This is a genomic window from Flavobacterium sp. (assembly GCF_043722275.1).
Classification (GTDB): domain Bacteria; phylum Bacteroidota; class Bacteroidia; order Flavobacteriales; family Flavobacteriaceae; genus Flavobacterium.
The window spans coordinates 1-16,130 of record NZ_JAYSPC010000150.1 but is presented as its reverse complement, the minus strand read 5'-3'; the positions used below and the strand labels follow the sequence as shown (position 1 = coordinate 16,130).

Sequence of the window (16,130 nt, the reverse complement as noted above, 5' to 3'; positions counted from 1 at the left end):
TAAAATTAATGGCGCTATTTGGCGCCATTTTTTGTTATCCGAAATAGGGTTTGCTATTTTGAATTGCCTCCAGTTTTAGCTGGACTTTATATAATCAATCTGAATGGCTTTAACAAAAAATGTGTGATTTGGCTAAGCCTCCTTATTATGCGTATTAAACACCTCCAGCTGAAGCTGAAGGTTAGTCGAAAGCTTAATTTAATGATATTGCCCGTAGGGACTACACATAATTTTATTGCAAAGTTTGTCATTTCGACCAAAGGGATAAATCACACAAGAAATTCCATACCAATTGGGACGTACAAACTTTGTCGAGCTACTTGCGTGTCCTTCGACTCCGCTCAGGATGACAAAACTATGTCGAAATAAAATCTGCTCAATCTACAAAATCTGCGAGAAATAAAAAAAGCAAATCCCTTATCATAAATATTTATTTTTATCATAGCAATAGGGATGACAAAATACGTCTAATAAATCTGCTCAATCTGCAAAATCTGCGAGAGATAAAAAAGCAAATCCCGGGTCATAAATTTATTTTCATAGAAATCAGGATGACAAAACTACGTCGAAGTAAAAAATCTGCTCAATCTGCAAAATCTTTATGCCAATAAAGCCATTGGCATAAATCATATTTTTTATTTCAATCGTGAAGATATACAAGTTCTTTTTAAACGTGCCGAAGAAGTTGCTTTACAGCGAAAACACGATTTGATTTGGGCAAAAGCTTTTGAAATTGATACAACTTTAATTAAAGAATTAAAATCTTTTGGCTACGAAGAGTTCAATTATAAAAATGATGTGAATCGCGATACCAATCAAAACAACTTTACTTCAAAAAATCAGTTTAATTTAATCTGAATAACTTCATCATTTGCAATGGCGTAAACAATATCATTTTGTTGCGGTTTTAAAACATGTTTTCCTGTAAATTCACCAAAAGCAGCCAGAATCATTTGGTTTTCTTTCCTGAAAAAACAAGGTAATTTTAAAGATTGATCGCCAAAACCACGAAGAATAATGCCCGGATGAATATGTCCGGAAAAATTAAAAAATCCTTCTTGTATTGTAGGATGATGCGTTAATAAAAACTCATCAATTTCAAGAGATTCGACCACATCAATATCAAGTTTGATGTAATGTTTTTTGTCGATAATATCATGGTTTCCTGCAACAAGAATAATTTTATTTGTACAGCAATCAACCCATTGTTCGAATAAATCCCATTCGGTATTTTTAGAACTATGAAATAAATCTCCGAGGAAAATAATTTTTTCAGGTTTGAAATTTTCGACAACTTCAGTCAAACGTTTAAAGTTTTCCGAAACCACATTATTCGGAATCGCTACACCGTGTTTTCTAAAATGCGAAACTTTTCCCAAATGCACATCAGAAATGAGCAATAAATTTCGGGTTTCCCAAAATAAAGCACCGCTTGGATGCAAAATAAATATTTGATTTTGTATTGTAATAGTCATATAAATTTACTTCATATACGAAGCCGTCATTTTTTTAATTCGTTCAGCTAAACTCTCGCTCGATAATTTTTCACGTAATCTGTCCGTAATAACCGGAAAACTAAAAGGCGTAGGTTTAAGACATTTTTTCCAGACAATTTCCTGTTTTTCAATTCGTTCCAAAGCCATAATTAAACGGCCTTCCTCAAGCTGATGTTCAAAGGTTTCACGATAAGCCTGTTGAAATAATAAATTATCAGGTTCATAATCCCTGAAAACCTCAAACAATAATTGCGAACCGCTTTGCAAATGTTTTGTTTTTACCATTTTACCCGGAAAACCTGTAAAAACCAAACCTGCAATTACGGCAATATCCCTAAATTTTCGTCTTGCCATTTCGGTCGCATTCAAACTTTTTTGCAAATCATGATGCACATATTCTGTTGAAAATAGATTATTATCTAAAACATTCTGCATATCAATTTCCTGATCAGATAATAGTTCGAATCCGTAATCGTTATATGCCAGAGAAAAACTAATTGGTAATAATAAACTAATTCTATAAGCTAATAAACTCGCTAACGCTTCATGCACAAACCGACCTTCAAAAGGATAAAAAAGAGCGTGATAACCTTCTCTGGTTTTAAAAGTTTCAATCAAAAACTGATCGTCACCAGGAACAATAGATTCCCTTCTTTGTCTTGTAAACAAAGGTTTTAAAGCCTTTAATTCCGGCGATAAATCATCAGTATTTGCTCGATACAATTCGTGACGCAGCAATTCACTCATTTGTGCCGAAAGCGCCATTCGTCCGCCCATCCAGCTTACTACTTTTGCCTTTTTTTTAGGATCAGCCTTTCGAACCAAAACCTGCATATTTCGTATTCTAAACAATTCCAGCTGTTTACCCGCAAAGATAAAAGTATCTCCCGGTTTTAATTTCGAAACAAACCATTCCTCAATCGTCCCAATATAACCGCCACTCATGAATTTTACATTCACCACCGCGTCGCCCACAATAGTCCCAATTTGCATACGGTGATGCATCGCAATTAATCTGCTATTGATTTTAAAGCGTCCGTCATCCTCAATTTCTACTTTTTTATATTCATCATAAGCCTGTAAACTTTGGCTTCCGTTAGAAATAAAATTCAGAATCCAGTTCCAGTTATCCTCCGTCATTGCCTGATAACAAAACGTTCCTTTAACTTCCTTGAAAATTTCGTCAGGAAGAAATCCGTCCGAAACCGCCAAAGTATTAAGGTATTGTACCAAAACATCCCAACTGTTCAAATAAGGAACCCGATCTTCGATTACATTGTCTTCAACAGCTTTTTTTAATGCCGAAGCTTCGATCAATTCAATTGCGTGCGTTGCGAGAAAATAAATCACACTTTCTTTCCCCGGTTGATGTCCGCTTCGTCCCGCTCTTTGCAAAAAACGCGCAACACCTTTAGGGCCACCAACCTGAATAATAGTTTCTACAGGCGCAAAATCGACACCCAAATCCAGACTCGAAGTGCAAACAACAACTTTTAATTCCTCATCTCTAATTGCTTGTTCAACCCAAAGTCGCGTTTCCCTGTTAATACTTCCGTGATGCATCGCCATTTCTCCGGCAAATTCAGGATATTTTTCGAGCAATCGCTGAAACCAGATTTCGCAAGCCGACCGGACATTAGTAAAAATCAAAGTCGTTTTACTGGCTTTTACAATTTTAGCCACTTCATCAATAAGATGCAAGCCCATATGTCCGCGCCATGGATACGTTTCCATTTTATCCGGAATAATCGAAATTACTTTTATTTTTTTATGAATCTGAGCCTTGATTAAAACCGAATTATGATACGCATCTGAATCAACGCCCAATAAAACTTCCTGTGCTTGCTGCAAATTCCCAATCGTTGCAGAGATTCCCCAAATACGCATTTTAGGCGCAATAGCTTTTAGTCGGGACAAGCCAAGTTCAGTTTGTACGCCACGTTTTGTACCTAATAATTCGTGCCATTCGTCAATAACAATTGCGGTACAATTGGCAAATATTTTATCATAACCTTTTGTTGCCAAAAGCAATTGCAAACTTTCCGGCGTTGTTACCAATAAATCCGGCATTTTACCTTTTTGCTTGGCTCTTTCACTCGCAGATGTATCTCCGGAACGAATCCCAACGGTCATTTTTGTTCCTAAATCATTCACAACTCTTTCCGCTGCTTGTTTTATTTCCACCGAAAGTGATCGTAAAGGCGTAATCCAAATCGCTTTTAATCCTGAGGTATGTTTGGTTTTATAATTAGGATTGTCTTTTATGTAGTTTAAAACAATAGGCAACCAGAGCGCATAGGTTTTTCCACTTCCCGTAGGAGCGTTCAGTAAACCATTTTTTCCCTGCAAAAAAGCGGTCCAGGTTTGCGTCTGAAACGGAAACGGTTTCCATCCCTGATTCTGAAACCATTCATTTGCTACTGCAAAAAGTTGCTCTCTGTTCATTTTTTATTTTATTTTTTTTACCATTAAGATATTAAGGTTCATTAAGTTTTGAGTTATTAAAGAAAATCAAGGGAATATGTTTTTTAATTAATATTAAATTCAAATGATAAATCCCAGCGGGATGTTATATTTATAGTAGATAATAAAAATTCATGAAGCAGAACCCCAGAGGGGTGACATATAGAATGATATTAATTGAAACAAATTATATATCACTCCGCTGGAGCTCTTTTTTCTGTGTTTACATTTTTCTATAAATATATTGCTCCGCTGGAGCTTTGAAATAACCACAATTTTGTCATTTCGACGGAGGAGAAATCACAGACGAAACTCCGCAATGAATATCGCCAATCTTCATCGATTCACTAGTGTGATTTCTCCCTTTGGTCGAAATGACAAAAACTCGAATAACAAAAAATACGAATAGAATAAAAAAAGCAGACACAATAAAAATAAAAAAATCCTTTTTAATCCATTCCCCAATCCTATAAAATCATGCTTTTCAAATCATCAATAGAATTCGCTTCATCGATTTTTTTATCATGTCGCCATCTTAAAATCCTAGGAAACCGCGTCGCAATTCCGCTTTTATGTCTTTTTGAAAGCGCAATACCTTCAAAACCAATTTCAAAAACCAATTGTGGCGTAACACTTCGAACGGGACCAAATCTTTCCAGCGTATTTTTCTTAATCCAGTCATCCACCATTCTGAATTCTGCATCGGTTAAACCGGAATACGCTTTGGCAAAAGTCACTAATTCATGTTCGTTATTTTCGTTCTTCTGCCATAAGGCAAAAGTATAATCTGTAAATAAATTCGAGCGTCGTCCGTGTCCGCGCATGGCGTAGGTGAGGACCGCATCAATTACAAGAGGTTCAATTTTCCATTTCCACCAATCGCCTTTTTTTCTTCCCACGAGATAGGCCGAATCCTTTCTTTTAATCATCAAACCTTCGCTTTTCATTTCGCGGGAACGCAATCTTTCCTCGGTTAATTCTTCCCAAGTCGAAAATTTTACCCTTTCAGAAAGTTGTAACGGAATATCATTGTGTTTGATATCTTCATACAATTGTTCTAATAATATACGTCTTTCTTCAAAAGGAAAATTACGGATATCCTGACCTTTCCATTCTAAAAGATCATAGGCTTTTATAATTACAGGAGATTTTTTCAGGATAGCAGCCGAAACCGTTTTGCGTCCAATTCTGGTTTGAAGATCATTAAAAGTTCCAATTTCGTTATCGATATACGGCAGAATTTCTCCATCAATTACAGTTCCGTCCGGGATAATGCCAATGAAAGAGGCAAATTCAGGATATTTATCGGTGACTAATTCTTCACCGCGGCTCCATATAAAAATTTCGTTATCGCGAATAATCGTTTGCGAGCGAATTCCGTCCCATTTGTGTTCAGCGCTCCAATCTTCGGCATTTCCAAGGTTTGAAGGTTCGCCTTCAATGGGATAAGCGAGATAAAACGGAAATGGTTTCGATAAATAATCGCTGTTTTTTTCGTCCAGAATTAATTCCTGAAACGTGATTGTATTTGGATTCCAGTCGCCCATTAATTTATGTGCCAAAGCATCTTCATCAATATTTTCAGCTTTAGAAAGTGCGCGCGTCATTAATTTTTGGCTTACGCCGATTCTGAAACTTCCGGTAATTAATTTAGTAAAAACAAAACGTTCATAATAATTAAGAGCGAGCCAGTTTTCATGCAGATATTCTTTTTTTTCGATATCTGTCTTCTTTTTCAGCGCAATAATTTCCTGAAGATATTCCGTTAAACTTTTATCAGAATGTTCGTCAGTAGTCGGAATCACCAATGCAATTGTCTCGGCAAGATCGCCCACAATATGATAACTTTCTTCAAACAACCAAAGCGGAATATTCGCCAGTTCATTTGCCCATAATCGCAACAATGTAGTATTTACAGGTCTCGGCGGACGACGATGCGAAAGTATGGCAATCGTCCAGACTTTATCTTCATTACTGGCATTGACGAAATAATTGGTCAAAGCATCTACTTTTACCGACGTTTTATTAGAACTGTCAAGCGCTTTTATAAGTTCGGCAAAGTTTTTCATTTTTTCATTTTTTTAAAGAGAAGTAAGATGCAAGATGCAAGAGACAAGATTGAAGATGCAAGATTAAGGAAACACGATAAAATACAGGTAACGAACTGATTAAAAGTATTCTCTTTCTTCTAGCTTCTTGGCTCTTTAATCTATTTTCTATTCTAATCTACCTATTTCTTCCTCAACATCTTTCTTACCATCCATTTCCCCAGATTCTCCTTCATATTGTGTGTGCGCGGTTCGTGCGTCATAACCCAATTCCTGAAGGTATTTTGAGAATATATCCGAATATCCGTGAGTACATATAATTTTTTCGGCGCCGGTTGCCTTAATGCTTTCCAGTAAACCAGTCCAGTCGCAATGGTCGCTTAAAACAAAACCTCTGTCAACGGCGCGACGACGTCTGGCACCTCTAAAAGTCATCCATCCACTTGCAGAACCTGTAACAAACGGAGTCATTTTCCTGATCCACGTACTTCCGTGTGCGCTTGGCGGAGCGAGAACAATACTGCCTAGTAAATCTTCTTTTTTAGTTTCAGACGTTACTCTGGTTGTGGGCGGAAAATCTACGATTGGGCGTAAAACTTCGGTCATATTTTCGATTGCTCCGTGGGTGTATATTTTTCCAATATCAGTATCGAGATATTTCAGTAAACGTTGGGCTTTTCCTAATGAATATCCAAAAAGTACAGATGTTTTTCCTTCGGCTCGATTTTCTGCCCACCAATTATTGATATCGGTCATAACTTCAGCCTGAGGCGTCCATTTAAAAGCAGGTAATCCAAAAGTACATTCGGTAATAAAAGCATTGCATTTTACGACTTCATAAGGAGTTGAAATTCCGTCATCTTCGGTTTTATAATCTCCTGTAAAAACCCAGACTTCGCCTTTGTATTCTACCCGTATTTGAGCAGAACCTATGACGTGACCCGCTGGATGAAGCGAAAATTTAACTCCGTTTACTATAAAAGTTTCGTTCCAGTCAACTCCCGAAACATTGATATCACCAAGTCGGTGTTTTATAATAGGCACATTGTTGTGATGTGTAATATAATTTTTGTGTCCCCAACGCGCGTGATCTGAGTGTCCGTGCGTAATTATTGCATTTGTAACCGGACGCCACGGATCAAGATATACATCGGCAAGCTGGCAATATATTCCTTTATCGTTGAAGGCTAATAATGGGGTTTTCATAACTTTAATTAAGCTATTTGAGCAATTCTGGCACTTTTATATAATGGATGTGCATTCATAAAGTGTGAAACTTCGGTGTTCATTTTCTCAAATGATTGCCCGTAAAAATACAATCCCGTTGTCGAATTTCCTTTCCAGTATCTTTCTGTAGATTGTGATGTATTAGTTCTTTTAGAAATCTCGGACTGAACGAAGTCAACATTATATTCTTCCTCTTTTTCCGCAGGATTTTTTCCGTCAAGATATATGGCAATTCCTTCGTTTTTACCAAACGGAATTTCCTGATGTGTTTTTTCGATAATAATTTTGGAACCTTTTGGAGCACCGCAATTCTCAAGAAGGATCATTATATCTTTTAGTATATTTTTAGTGATTTTTTCGTCATAAAGTTTAACATGAATATCACAAAAAATAATTTCGCCCGGTTCTTCTTTTAGAACTCCACCGCCTGAAATTTCACCATAATTTTTCTCTAATAATAATTCGTTTAAAGGCAACAGATAAATATTTCTTTTATCAATTGGTAAAACTTTATCATTAATCTGAATCACAATATCGTATTGATTATAATCAGTTTCGTCGCTTTCGAATAATTTTGAGATCAATTGTAGTAACATGACAATAAGTTTTTGAGGTGAATATTCCTTTTTCAAAGTTACTTACTGGATCAAGTTTACGGTTTACAGTATTTCATGCAAATGTTACATTATTACGTAATTATGCATTGAAAAATTCTTGCCTGAATAAAAATTTCTAACACAAAGAAGCATAGTTTTTATTCGAAAAAAAAAGAATTATAAATGAGAAATCTATTTTTTCACATAGTTATGATGTGTATTCAAAAAAGTGAAGCGCCTTTTATTATTATGCGGAAAAACACATAAAATCTATGTTTTATGTGTTAAAAAAAGGACTTTAAATTATAAGATATTATCTAAAGTCGAAACCAATTCATTAAAATTATTAGGCTTGCTAAAAATCTGAACCTGTTCCAGTTCTTTGGTTAAATTTTTAAGTGTTTCATGTGAATGCGAAGAATAAATAACGATCTGGATTTTACATAATTCAGGAACCTGACGCAATTGCTGTATAAACTCAGCGCCGCTTAAATAGGGCATTTGCATATCCAGAAATATATAGTCAGGCAACACAGCTGCGACCTTTAAATTGTTTAATGCTTCCAGGGAATTATTAGAGATAGTGGTGATTATATTTTTGTTTAAGGAATGAATCGCAGCAACAAAAAGTTCGCAATCGTCGTCGTCGTCATCCACTAATAAAATTACTGTATTTTTCATTCCATGAAATTATTCTAAAATAAGGACACGGGTTTATATAATTTTAGTGAGATGTTATATAATACGGATGTTTAATCTTCAATCAACGAAATCTCAAAAGTAGTTTTTTCGTCCTCATTTCTATGGGTAATGTAACCTCCATGCGCTTCTATAATATTTTTGGATAATGTCAATCCAACTCCCGCGCCTTCTTGTCTGGTGGTGAAGAAGGGTAGGAAGACTTTGTTTTCGATCTCTTTTTCAATTCCGCTTCCGTTATCGGTTATTTTAATGAAGATTCTGTTTTCTTTGGCTTCCGCCGAAATAAAAATGTGCTTTGGTAAATTGTCTTTCAAAGCATGAATGGAATTCGTGAGAAGATTAATTAATACCTGTTCTATTTGTTGAGAATCTACATTTATAAAACGTTTAAAAGTGATGTTATTAATAACTTCTATATTTTTCTCTTTGAATAATGGATTCATAATCTGAAGACAATTATCGATTAAATCCTGCAGTTCTATTTTTTCTTTTTTAGGAGAAGGCAGCATGGACAGTTTTCGATAACCTTCAACGAATTTCTGCAAATGATCACTTCGTCTTAACATGGTTTCGACGCTATTTTTTACATCTTCTAAATCTTCATTTGACAAGGAATCCTGCTCAACTAAATCTTGTAGATTCTGGCAAATAGAGCGAATAGGGGTTATGGAGTTTAAAAGTTCGTGCGAAATCACTTTCATCAAATTTACCCAGGCTTCTTTCTCCTTTTTCTCTACCACATTCTGAATCGAATCCAGTAAAACAATAAAATAATCTTTCTCAAAAATTTCTGTTTTTGAAGCCTGCAAAACAAATGTCTGCATGTTTTTTTCGTTGATACTAATTTCTATAGATGTTTTAATTTCCTGAAAATTGTCTTCTTCAATAATTTCACATAAAGATGGTAATTGGTTTTTCAGGTACTTCCATTTTGACACTTTCGGTACATTAAAATGAGAAGAAAAATAATCGTTCATTAAAAAAATATTCCAGTCATTATCCTGTTTTTGCAAAATGATAATTCCGGTTTCGATGTTATTTAAAATAGAACGGTAGATAATATCTTTTGAAACCTGCTCGTTTTGCTTGTTTTTTAAGGTGTCGTATAGTCGAAATAAATCATTATAATTGGTGTTGAATTTATGTTTTGAAAAGTCAGAACTAAAATCATTTTGCAAAATAGAAGCGATGGTTTTATTGTAAAGCAAAACAAAATTTCGTACGTAAAAATACATTTCCCTCACCAATAGAAAAACGATAAAAAGTCCGAACACGCCCGTAAAGATCAAATCTTTTTTGAAGAATAAAATCGAAATTTCAATTCCCGCAACAATCAGGATTAATCTTAGAAAAAGGAGTTTGTAAGTTTGTAAGGATTGAAACATATTTTAAGAATTAAAAATTTTTGAAACCATAATTTTTCTCATAACTATGAGGTTTAATTTAAGTGAAAAGATTTTCAACATTATTTCTCTATGTGTTAAACAAATTACAAACCATCGATTTTGACGCTAATATTATATTTTTCTAAACGTCTGTACAATGAACCTCTTGACAATCCGAGGTCTTCGGCAGTTTTAGTGATATTATTATTGTTTTTTAGCAATGCTTTTTCGACTGTGGCTTTTTCGACCGCAGAAAGCTGGATATCATCTGAGTTATCTTCGTAAGGGGTTATGATTTCTAAATCTAAATCAGAAATCGTAATTTTATTGTTTTCGCAAAGAATAACAGCGCGTTCTATTTTATTTTCCATTTCACGGATATTTCCGTTCCAGGCGTGTTTTTCGATTTGTTCCAGCACTTTTTTATCAAAAGTAATTTCGTCGCGGCCGTATTTTTCGATCATTTTATCCAATAGATATTCAGCCAAAGGAATTTTATCTTCATTGCGTTCTCTTAACGGAGGCAAAACAATTTCCATTGTATTGATGCGATAATACAAATCTTCCCTGAAATTTTTATCAGCGACTTCCAGTTTCAGGTTTAAGTTCGTTGCCGTAATAATACGAACATTTAGAGGTCTTGCTTTTGTTTCTCCTAATCTGGTAACGGTTTTAGTCTGGATAACCTGCAATAATTTAGATTGCAAATGCAGCGGAACATTCCCAATTTCATCCAGAAAAATAGTTCCGTTTTGCGCCATTTCAAAACGTCCGGGAGTATCAATTTTAGCATCTGTAAAAGCGCCTTTTGCATAACCGAACAATTCGCTTTCGAAAATATTAGAATTCAAAGATCCTAAATCAACGGCAATAAAAGGACCATTTTTTCTTTCGGATTGACTGTAAATGTGATGTGCCAAAACAAATTTTCCGGTTCCGTTTTCGCCAAGAATCAAAACATTAGCATCGGTTTTCGCTACTTTATCAGCCAAGGAATAAGCCTTTTTTATAATTTCAGAAGTGCCTGTAAAAAAAGTTTGCTCAACCTCAATATTCCTGTCTCTCTTTTGTTCTTTGCGGGATTTATCAACGGCTTGTTTTACAGATTCCAGCAATTTTTTGTTTTCCCAGGGTTTTAGGATATAATCAAAAGCACCGGATTTTAAACCTTCAACAGCGGTTTCGACCTTGCCAAATGCCGTCATTAAAATCACAACGGTTTTTGGAGAAAGCGTTTTTATTTCTTTCAATAAATACAAACCTTCTTTTCCGTCTTCAAAACCTATTCGGTAATTCATATCGAGCAAAACGACATCAATTGTTTTTTTTGACAATAATTCGACAATTTTTTTCGGATTATTGAGCGTAAAAATGTCTTCAAAATACTTTTTAAGGAACACTTTCGACGCAAAAAGGATGTCTTCCTGATCGTCGATGATTAAAATTGAGGCATTTGTCTTTTTCATTTTTGTTCGGTTTTGGACGAAAGCTGTCCATAAATGGACACTTTTTTAATTAGTAAAAAAATAAAAATGTAAAAATAAAGCAGTTACACATTTTAAATTTTTGGCACGAAAATCACAATAAGATTAGCAAATCATTAAAGATATAAATCATTATTGCTGGTAAAAGTAACAAAAATAGACATCTATCGATTATATTGTTTATTATCTTAATTTCGAATTAGTTTCTATTATCCGGCAATAAAAAAAAGTAAAAAACATCAATCTAAAATCAACAATTATGATCACCATTAAAAAACTTTCAAAAATTTTTAGAATCGAAGAAGTAGAAACAAATGCATTAAACGAAATTACTTTAACCATTAACCAAGGCGACTTTGTATCGATCATGGGACTTTCTGGAAGCGGAAAATCAACTTTATTAAATATCATCGGATTATTGGACAGTGCTTCCGGCGGAAGTTATCAATTATTAGATCAGGAAATAATTGGCTTAAAAGAGCATCAAAAATCAAAAGCCAGAAAAGAAAACATCGGATTCATTTTTCAGAATTTCAATCTAATTGATGAATTGTTGGTTTTTGATAATATCGAATTACCCCTGATTTACAACAATGTTCCTTTTTCTGAAAGAAAGAAAAAAGTACAGGAAATTGCTGCTATATTAGGGATTGCACATCGATTAAAACATTATCCGCAACAGCTTTCCGGAGGTCAGCAACAACGTGTAGCCGTTGCAAGGGCTTTAATCAATGACCCAAAAATCATTCTTGCTGATGAACCTACAGGTAATCTGGACAGTAAAAACGGAAATGAAGTGATGGAATTATTAACGGATCTTCATGCCAGCGGAACCACGATTTTGATGGTAACGCACTCTGATTATGATGCATCTTTTTCTCAAAGAACGATTTTAATGAAAGACGGAATTATTCTTTCAGAAAAAACGAATAATAGAAATGTCGATGTTTTTGCGGCAAACTTAAAATAATTAAGATCATGCTAAAAAACTGGACCAACATATTTATTTACCACATCAAGAACAACAAATTCTTTACTGCTTTGAATGTTCTTGGACTAAGTATTGGTATTGCAGGACTTATTTTCTCGATTTTGTATTGGAACGAAGAACACTCATACGATCAATGGAATCCTGAAAAAGATAGAATATACCTTGTACTTAATGATCTTGGCGGAGGAAACGTTTGGGCTGTAAACTCTGCTATATCTGGGCCAATGCTAAAATCGGCCACTTCTGATTTAAAGGATTATTGCTATTTTAACACGGATTATACTAAAGAAACGGTACAATATAATGGTAAAATACAAGTAGTAGATAAGATCTTTTCAGCACAAAGTAATTTCTTTTCTTTTTTTCCTTTCGAATTTGTTAAAGGCAGCGGAAAAAGTGCACTTCATGATCGCAATAGTATAGCACTCTCTGAACAGACAGCTTCGCGCTTGTTTAAGAATGAAAATCCTATGGGAAAACAGATAAGATATGCCGAGAAGTATTTCGTTGTCAGGGGGATATACAGACTAAAGGAAAAATCTTCGGTAATGCCCTCGGCGGTTACTACTATAATTGAGGAGGATCTGAAGAAAAATAAAGAAAGCTGGGGTTTTAATTACGGATTAATGTTAAAGCTAAAAAGTCAAAATGATACAACAGCCGTTATTAATAAGCTAAACGAAATCTATGTTGAAAATAATTATAAAAAACAGGCAAAAGAAGAAGGAATAACTTATGAAGCGTATTTAAAACAATATGGAGAACCTACAAAAGCCCTATTTCTTCCTTTTTCGGGATCGAGACTTGTTCCGGGAAATTTTCCTTTTCCGGAAGGAAATACCAATGTTCAGTTTTTGCGAATATTAATGGGTTTATCTATACTTATACTTTTATTGTCGATTGTGAACTATATTAATTTGGCAACTGCAAACGCTGTAAAAAGAGCTAAAGAAGTTGGAGTACGAAAAATAGTGGGAGCAACAAAACCGCAAATTATTGCGCAATTTGTATTTGAAACCACACTAATCACTCTTTTTTCACTCTTACTGGCATTAGTAATTGTCGAACTTTCATTGCCTTTTTATAATTCACTTTTAAACAAAAATATCATTCTCAAAGGCTCTCAGTTTTATGTGCAATTGATCTTCATTTTTATAATTGTCATCTTAGTTTCGGGAGTTTTGCCAGCGATATATGTATCTAATTTTGAACCCCTGAAAGTTTTAAAAGGAAATTTTTCCCGCAGTAAAAACGGCATCTGGCTTAGAAACGGAATGCTGGTTTTGCAATTTGCCATTGCGACCTTTTTTATCATCGGTTCATTTATAGTATATCAACAAGTACATTATATGGCCAATAAAGATTTAGGTTTTAAAGGAGCTCAGGTAATGGATATCTCTTTTAAACCCAAAAAAGGCAAAAAACAATTTGAAAGATATAAAACAATCAGGCAGGAACTTTTAAAAATAAAAGGAGTTGAGGTAGTTTCTGCAGGAGTATTTTCTTTTGGAACTAATGTTAATTCATGGTCAGGAATGCATTACAAAGACAATAAAGAAGTGATAACGCAACAAATGGCTATTGATTTTGGAATTTTTGATGTTTTAGGAATCAAGGTAATTAAAGGACGGGATTTATCAATAGAATTTGCCTCAGATACTCTTAGTAATGTATTACTAAATGAAACTGCCGCTAAAACATTAATGGAAAAAGATCCTGTAAACAAGGAAATAGTTTGGGGTGGAAGAAAACTAAAAGTGGTTGGGATTGTAAAGGACTTCAATTATTTTGGACTGGAAAACAGAATTGCTCCTATGATTTTTTTGCACATTACATCTTTTGAATGGATGCAGAAAGATTTGCGTAATATTTCAGTTAAAATTGCTCCACAGAATATGACTGAAACAATTGCTGCTCTTGATAAATTCTGGAGAACAAAAGTCGATGCAGAATATCCGTTTGAATACAATTTTGTAGATAAAAACTTTGCCCGAACGTATAAAGATTATCAAAATCAAAGCAAGTTATTTTCTCTGTTAAACGGAATTGTAATTCTAATTGCCATTTTTGGACTATTTGCTTTAGCTTCTTTTTCTATGGAAAGAAGATTAAGAGAAATTGCTATTAGAAAAACATTAGGTGCAGATACCAATGTTTTATTGCAAGATTTATCTAAACAATATGTAATTTTCTGTGTGATTGGTTTTGCAATCGGAATTATCCCGGCTTATATTTTATTGCAAAAATGGTTGGAAGATTTTGCCTTTAGAATTGATATTCCTGTACTTCCTTTTATAGTTGCACTAGTTTTATTACTGTTTTTAACATTGACTATTGTCCTGGCAAAAGCATATCAGGTAACCAAAATTGATGTTTTGAAATATCTGAAATATGAATAAATACTAAACTTTAAAACCTCCAAAGTCAATGATTTTTGGAGGTTTTAATTAGATGGTTAGATAAGGTTTGCCTAAAATTACCCATGAGCTGCTACAGAAACCTCAGCCCATTCTTCCCATGTTGCTAATTTTTGTTCGTAAGTTTGTTTTGCGAATGGCAACGCTACTTTTCCTAAAAACAGGCGTAGAGGAGGATTTTCAGCTTCGACTAATTTGATAATTGCCGGAACTGTAGCACTTGTTTTCCCGAAAGAATCAGAATTATCAGTTTCTGCAATAGCTTTTTTGATTCCGTCATAAGCATCGATACTTTCGCTATTGAATCCGTTACCCCAAATATCAGTGATATAACCATTTGGTTCTACCAATGTAACATTGATCCCAAATTGTTTTACTTCCTGTGATAAAGTTTCAGTTAAACCTTCTACAGCAAATTTCGAAGCATTATAAAGACCTAAATTTGGTAAAGTTGCAATTCCTAAAATCGAAGAAACTTGTATAATGTGACCGCTTTTTTGATTTCTCATGATTGGTAAAACCGCTTGAGTTAACCAAAGAGTTCCAAAGAAATTGGTTTCAAATTGTGATCTGGCTTCTTTTTCGCTTGCTTCTTCAACAGCGCCGTTTAAAGCATAACCTGCATTATTGATCAGGATATCAATTTTGCCAAAATGTTGCTGTACTTTTTTTACCACCGCAAACGAATCTTCGCGTTTGGTTACGTCTAATGTTAAAGGCAAAATAGCGTCTCCGTACTGTGCTTTTAAGTCGGCTAGGGTATCGATATTTCTCGCTGTTGCAGCTACGTTGTATCCTTTTGCTAAAAATGCTTCTGTCCAGGCTCTTCCAAATCCTTTTGATGCTCCGGTAATTAAAATTGTTTTTGACATGATGTTGAATTTAATTGTGAATTGTTAGTTGTGAATTATTAATTGTTGATATTGATATTGATATTGATATTGGGTGCGATAGGAGTGCAGCGCTTGACTTCGCTCTCTCGCTACCTCTAGACAACATGCCTGCTGATTGCCCTCTGCTACACGCGTCACTGCTAGTTATGAGTGCCTGTCCATCCAACACAGAGGCTGTGATAGTTCTCCTCCAAGGGGCTGTCAGCAGACAGCTCGACACAGCAGGGGACAGAACGTCTCACACAGCTGTAGCCTTCTTGCCCGAAGACTTCTCCTTCAAACTGACGAAGCAGCTTTTCATGGGCGGTTGCACTGCTGAGAAGTTAGTGTTAGTTATGAAGATATTATGGGGAGAAGAAGTGGTGCAGAATAGCCGTGAAGAGTCCGGCTCAGACGGTAAGGACGGCAGTGTTATCACGGACGGTTCG

At 34.9% G+C, this 16,130-nt stretch carries 12 protein-coding genes; 3 read left to right on the top strand and 9 right to left on the bottom strand.

The genetic code is table 11. From position 1 onward, the window contains the following. Positions 1–839 precede the first annotated feature (839 nt). The 8 genes from pdeM to ACHZDT_RS17875 all read right to left on the bottom strand — a co-directional run bounded on the left by pdeM (position 840) and on the right by ACHZDT_RS17875 (position 11,383). Entirely contained in the window at positions 840–1,475 is a 636-nt protein-coding gene (pdeM, locus tag ACHZDT_RS17910) for a ligase-associated DNA damage response endonuclease PdeM (protein ID WP_394776031.1), read from the bottom strand. A 6-nt stretch (positions 1,476–1,481) separates the two neighbouring features. Beyond that, on the bottom strand, positions 1,482–3,941 hold the full coding sequence (locus ACHZDT_RS17905; RefSeq protein WP_394776030.1) for a ligase-associated DNA damage response DEXH box helicase: 2,460 nt from the start codon (positions 3,939–3,941) through the stop codon (positions 1,482–1,484). A gap of 485 nt (positions 3,942–4,426) precedes the next feature. Next, the gene (locus tag ACHZDT_RS17900; protein WP_394776029.1) at positions 4,427–6,028 is read right to left on the bottom strand and encodes an ATP-dependent DNA ligase; all 1,602 of its coding nucleotides are present in this window, start codon (positions 6,026–6,028) and stop codon (positions 4,427–4,429) included. A 147-nt stretch (positions 6,029–6,175) separates the two neighbouring features. Beyond that, positions 6,176–7,213, bottom strand: coding sequence for a ligase-associated DNA damage response exonuclease (locus ACHZDT_RS17895; RefSeq protein ID WP_394776028.1), 1,038 nt, complete (start codon positions 7,211–7,213; stop codon positions 6,176–6,178). Between the two features lie 8 nt (positions 7,214–7,221). Continuing rightward, a complete protein-coding gene (locus ACHZDT_RS17890; RefSeq protein WP_394776027.1) occupies positions 7,222–7,830 on the bottom strand; it encodes a hypothetical protein in 609 nt (202 codons plus the stop codon). A 303-nt stretch (positions 7,831–8,133) separates the two neighbouring features. Further along, complete coding sequence (locus tag ACHZDT_RS17885; RefSeq protein WP_394776026.1) at positions 8,134–8,511, bottom strand: response regulator; 378 nt, start codon at positions 8,509–8,511, stop codon at positions 8,134–8,136. A gap of 71 nt (positions 8,512–8,582) precedes the next feature. Beyond that, on the bottom strand, positions 8,583–9,917 hold the full coding sequence (locus ACHZDT_RS17880) for a sensor histidine kinase (RefSeq protein ID WP_394776025.1): 1,335 nt from the start codon (positions 9,915–9,917) through the stop codon (positions 8,583–8,585). 104 nt (positions 9,918–10,021) lie between these two features. After that, entirely contained in the window at positions 10,022–11,383 is a 1,362-nt protein-coding gene (locus ACHZDT_RS17875; RefSeq protein ID WP_394776024.1) for a sigma-54-dependent transcriptional regulator, read from the bottom strand. Between the two features lie 277 nt (positions 11,384–11,660). Between ACHZDT_RS17875 and ACHZDT_RS17870 the strand changes: the two genes are divergently transcribed. Next, entirely contained in the window at positions 11,661–12,371 is a 711-nt protein-coding gene (locus ACHZDT_RS17870) for an ABC transporter ATP-binding protein (protein ID WP_394776023.1), read from the top strand. Between the two features lie 8 nt (positions 12,372–12,379). Beyond that, positions 12,380–14,791 (top strand): ABC transporter permease, encoded by a 2,412-nt coding sequence (locus tag ACHZDT_RS17865; protein ID WP_394776022.1) that lies wholly within the window; start codon positions 12,380–12,382, stop codon positions 14,789–14,791. A 77-nt stretch (positions 14,792–14,868) separates the two neighbouring features. Here the strand turns inward: ACHZDT_RS17865 and ACHZDT_RS17860 are convergent, their stop codons facing one another. After that, entirely contained in the window at positions 14,869–15,681 is an 813-nt protein-coding gene (locus ACHZDT_RS17860) for an SDR family NAD(P)-dependent oxidoreductase (RefSeq protein ID WP_394776021.1), read from the bottom strand. A 167-nt stretch (positions 15,682–15,848) separates the two neighbouring features. Here ACHZDT_RS17860 and ACHZDT_RS17855 point away from each other — a divergent pair. Then, on the top strand, positions 15,849–16,130 hold a 282-nt coding region (locus ACHZDT_RS17855), incomplete at its 3' end, for a hypothetical protein (RefSeq protein WP_394776020.1).

Bases quoted from the DNA above. Each gene is read 5' to 3' on its own strand.
- ACHZDT_RS17905 (WP_394776030.1), bottom strand. From the start codon at position 3,941: ATGAACAGAGAGCAACTTTTTGCAGTAGCAAATGAATGGTTTCAGAAT.
- ACHZDT_RS17875 (WP_394776024.1), bottom strand. From the start codon at position 11,383: ATGAAAAAGACAAATGCCTCAATTTTAATCATCGACGATCAGGAAGAC.
- pdeM (WP_394776031.1), bottom strand. From the start codon at position 1,475: ATGACTATTACAATACAAAATCAAATATTTATTTTGCATCCAAGCGGT.
- ACHZDT_RS17895 (WP_394776028.1), bottom strand. From the start codon at position 7,213: ATGAAAACCCCATTATTAGCCTTCAACGATAAAGGAATATATTGCCAG.
- ACHZDT_RS17890 (WP_394776027.1), bottom strand. From the start codon at position 7,830: ATGTTACTACAATTGATCTCAAAATTATTCGAAAGCGACGAAACTGAT.
- ACHZDT_RS17860 (WP_394776021.1), bottom strand. From the start codon at position 15,681: ATGTCAAAAACAATTTTAATTACCGGAGCATCAAAAGGATTTGGAAGA.
- ACHZDT_RS17870 (WP_394776023.1), top strand. From the start codon at position 11,661: ATGATCACCATTAAAAAACTTTCAAAAATTTTTAGAATCGAAGAAGTA.
- ACHZDT_RS17900 (WP_394776029.1), bottom strand. From the start codon at position 6,028: ATGAAAAACTTTGCCGAACTTATAAAAGCGCTTGACAGTTCTAATAAA.
- ACHZDT_RS17885 (WP_394776026.1), bottom strand. From the start codon at position 8,511: ATGAAAAATACAGTAATTTTATTAGTGGATGACGACGACGACGATTGC.
- ACHZDT_RS17880 (WP_394776025.1), bottom strand. From the start codon at position 9,917: ATGTTTCAATCCTTACAAACTTACAAACTCCTTTTTCTAAGATTAATC.
- ACHZDT_RS17865 (WP_394776022.1), top strand. From the start codon at position 12,380: ATGCTAAAAAACTGGACCAACATATTTATTTACCACATCAAGAACAAC.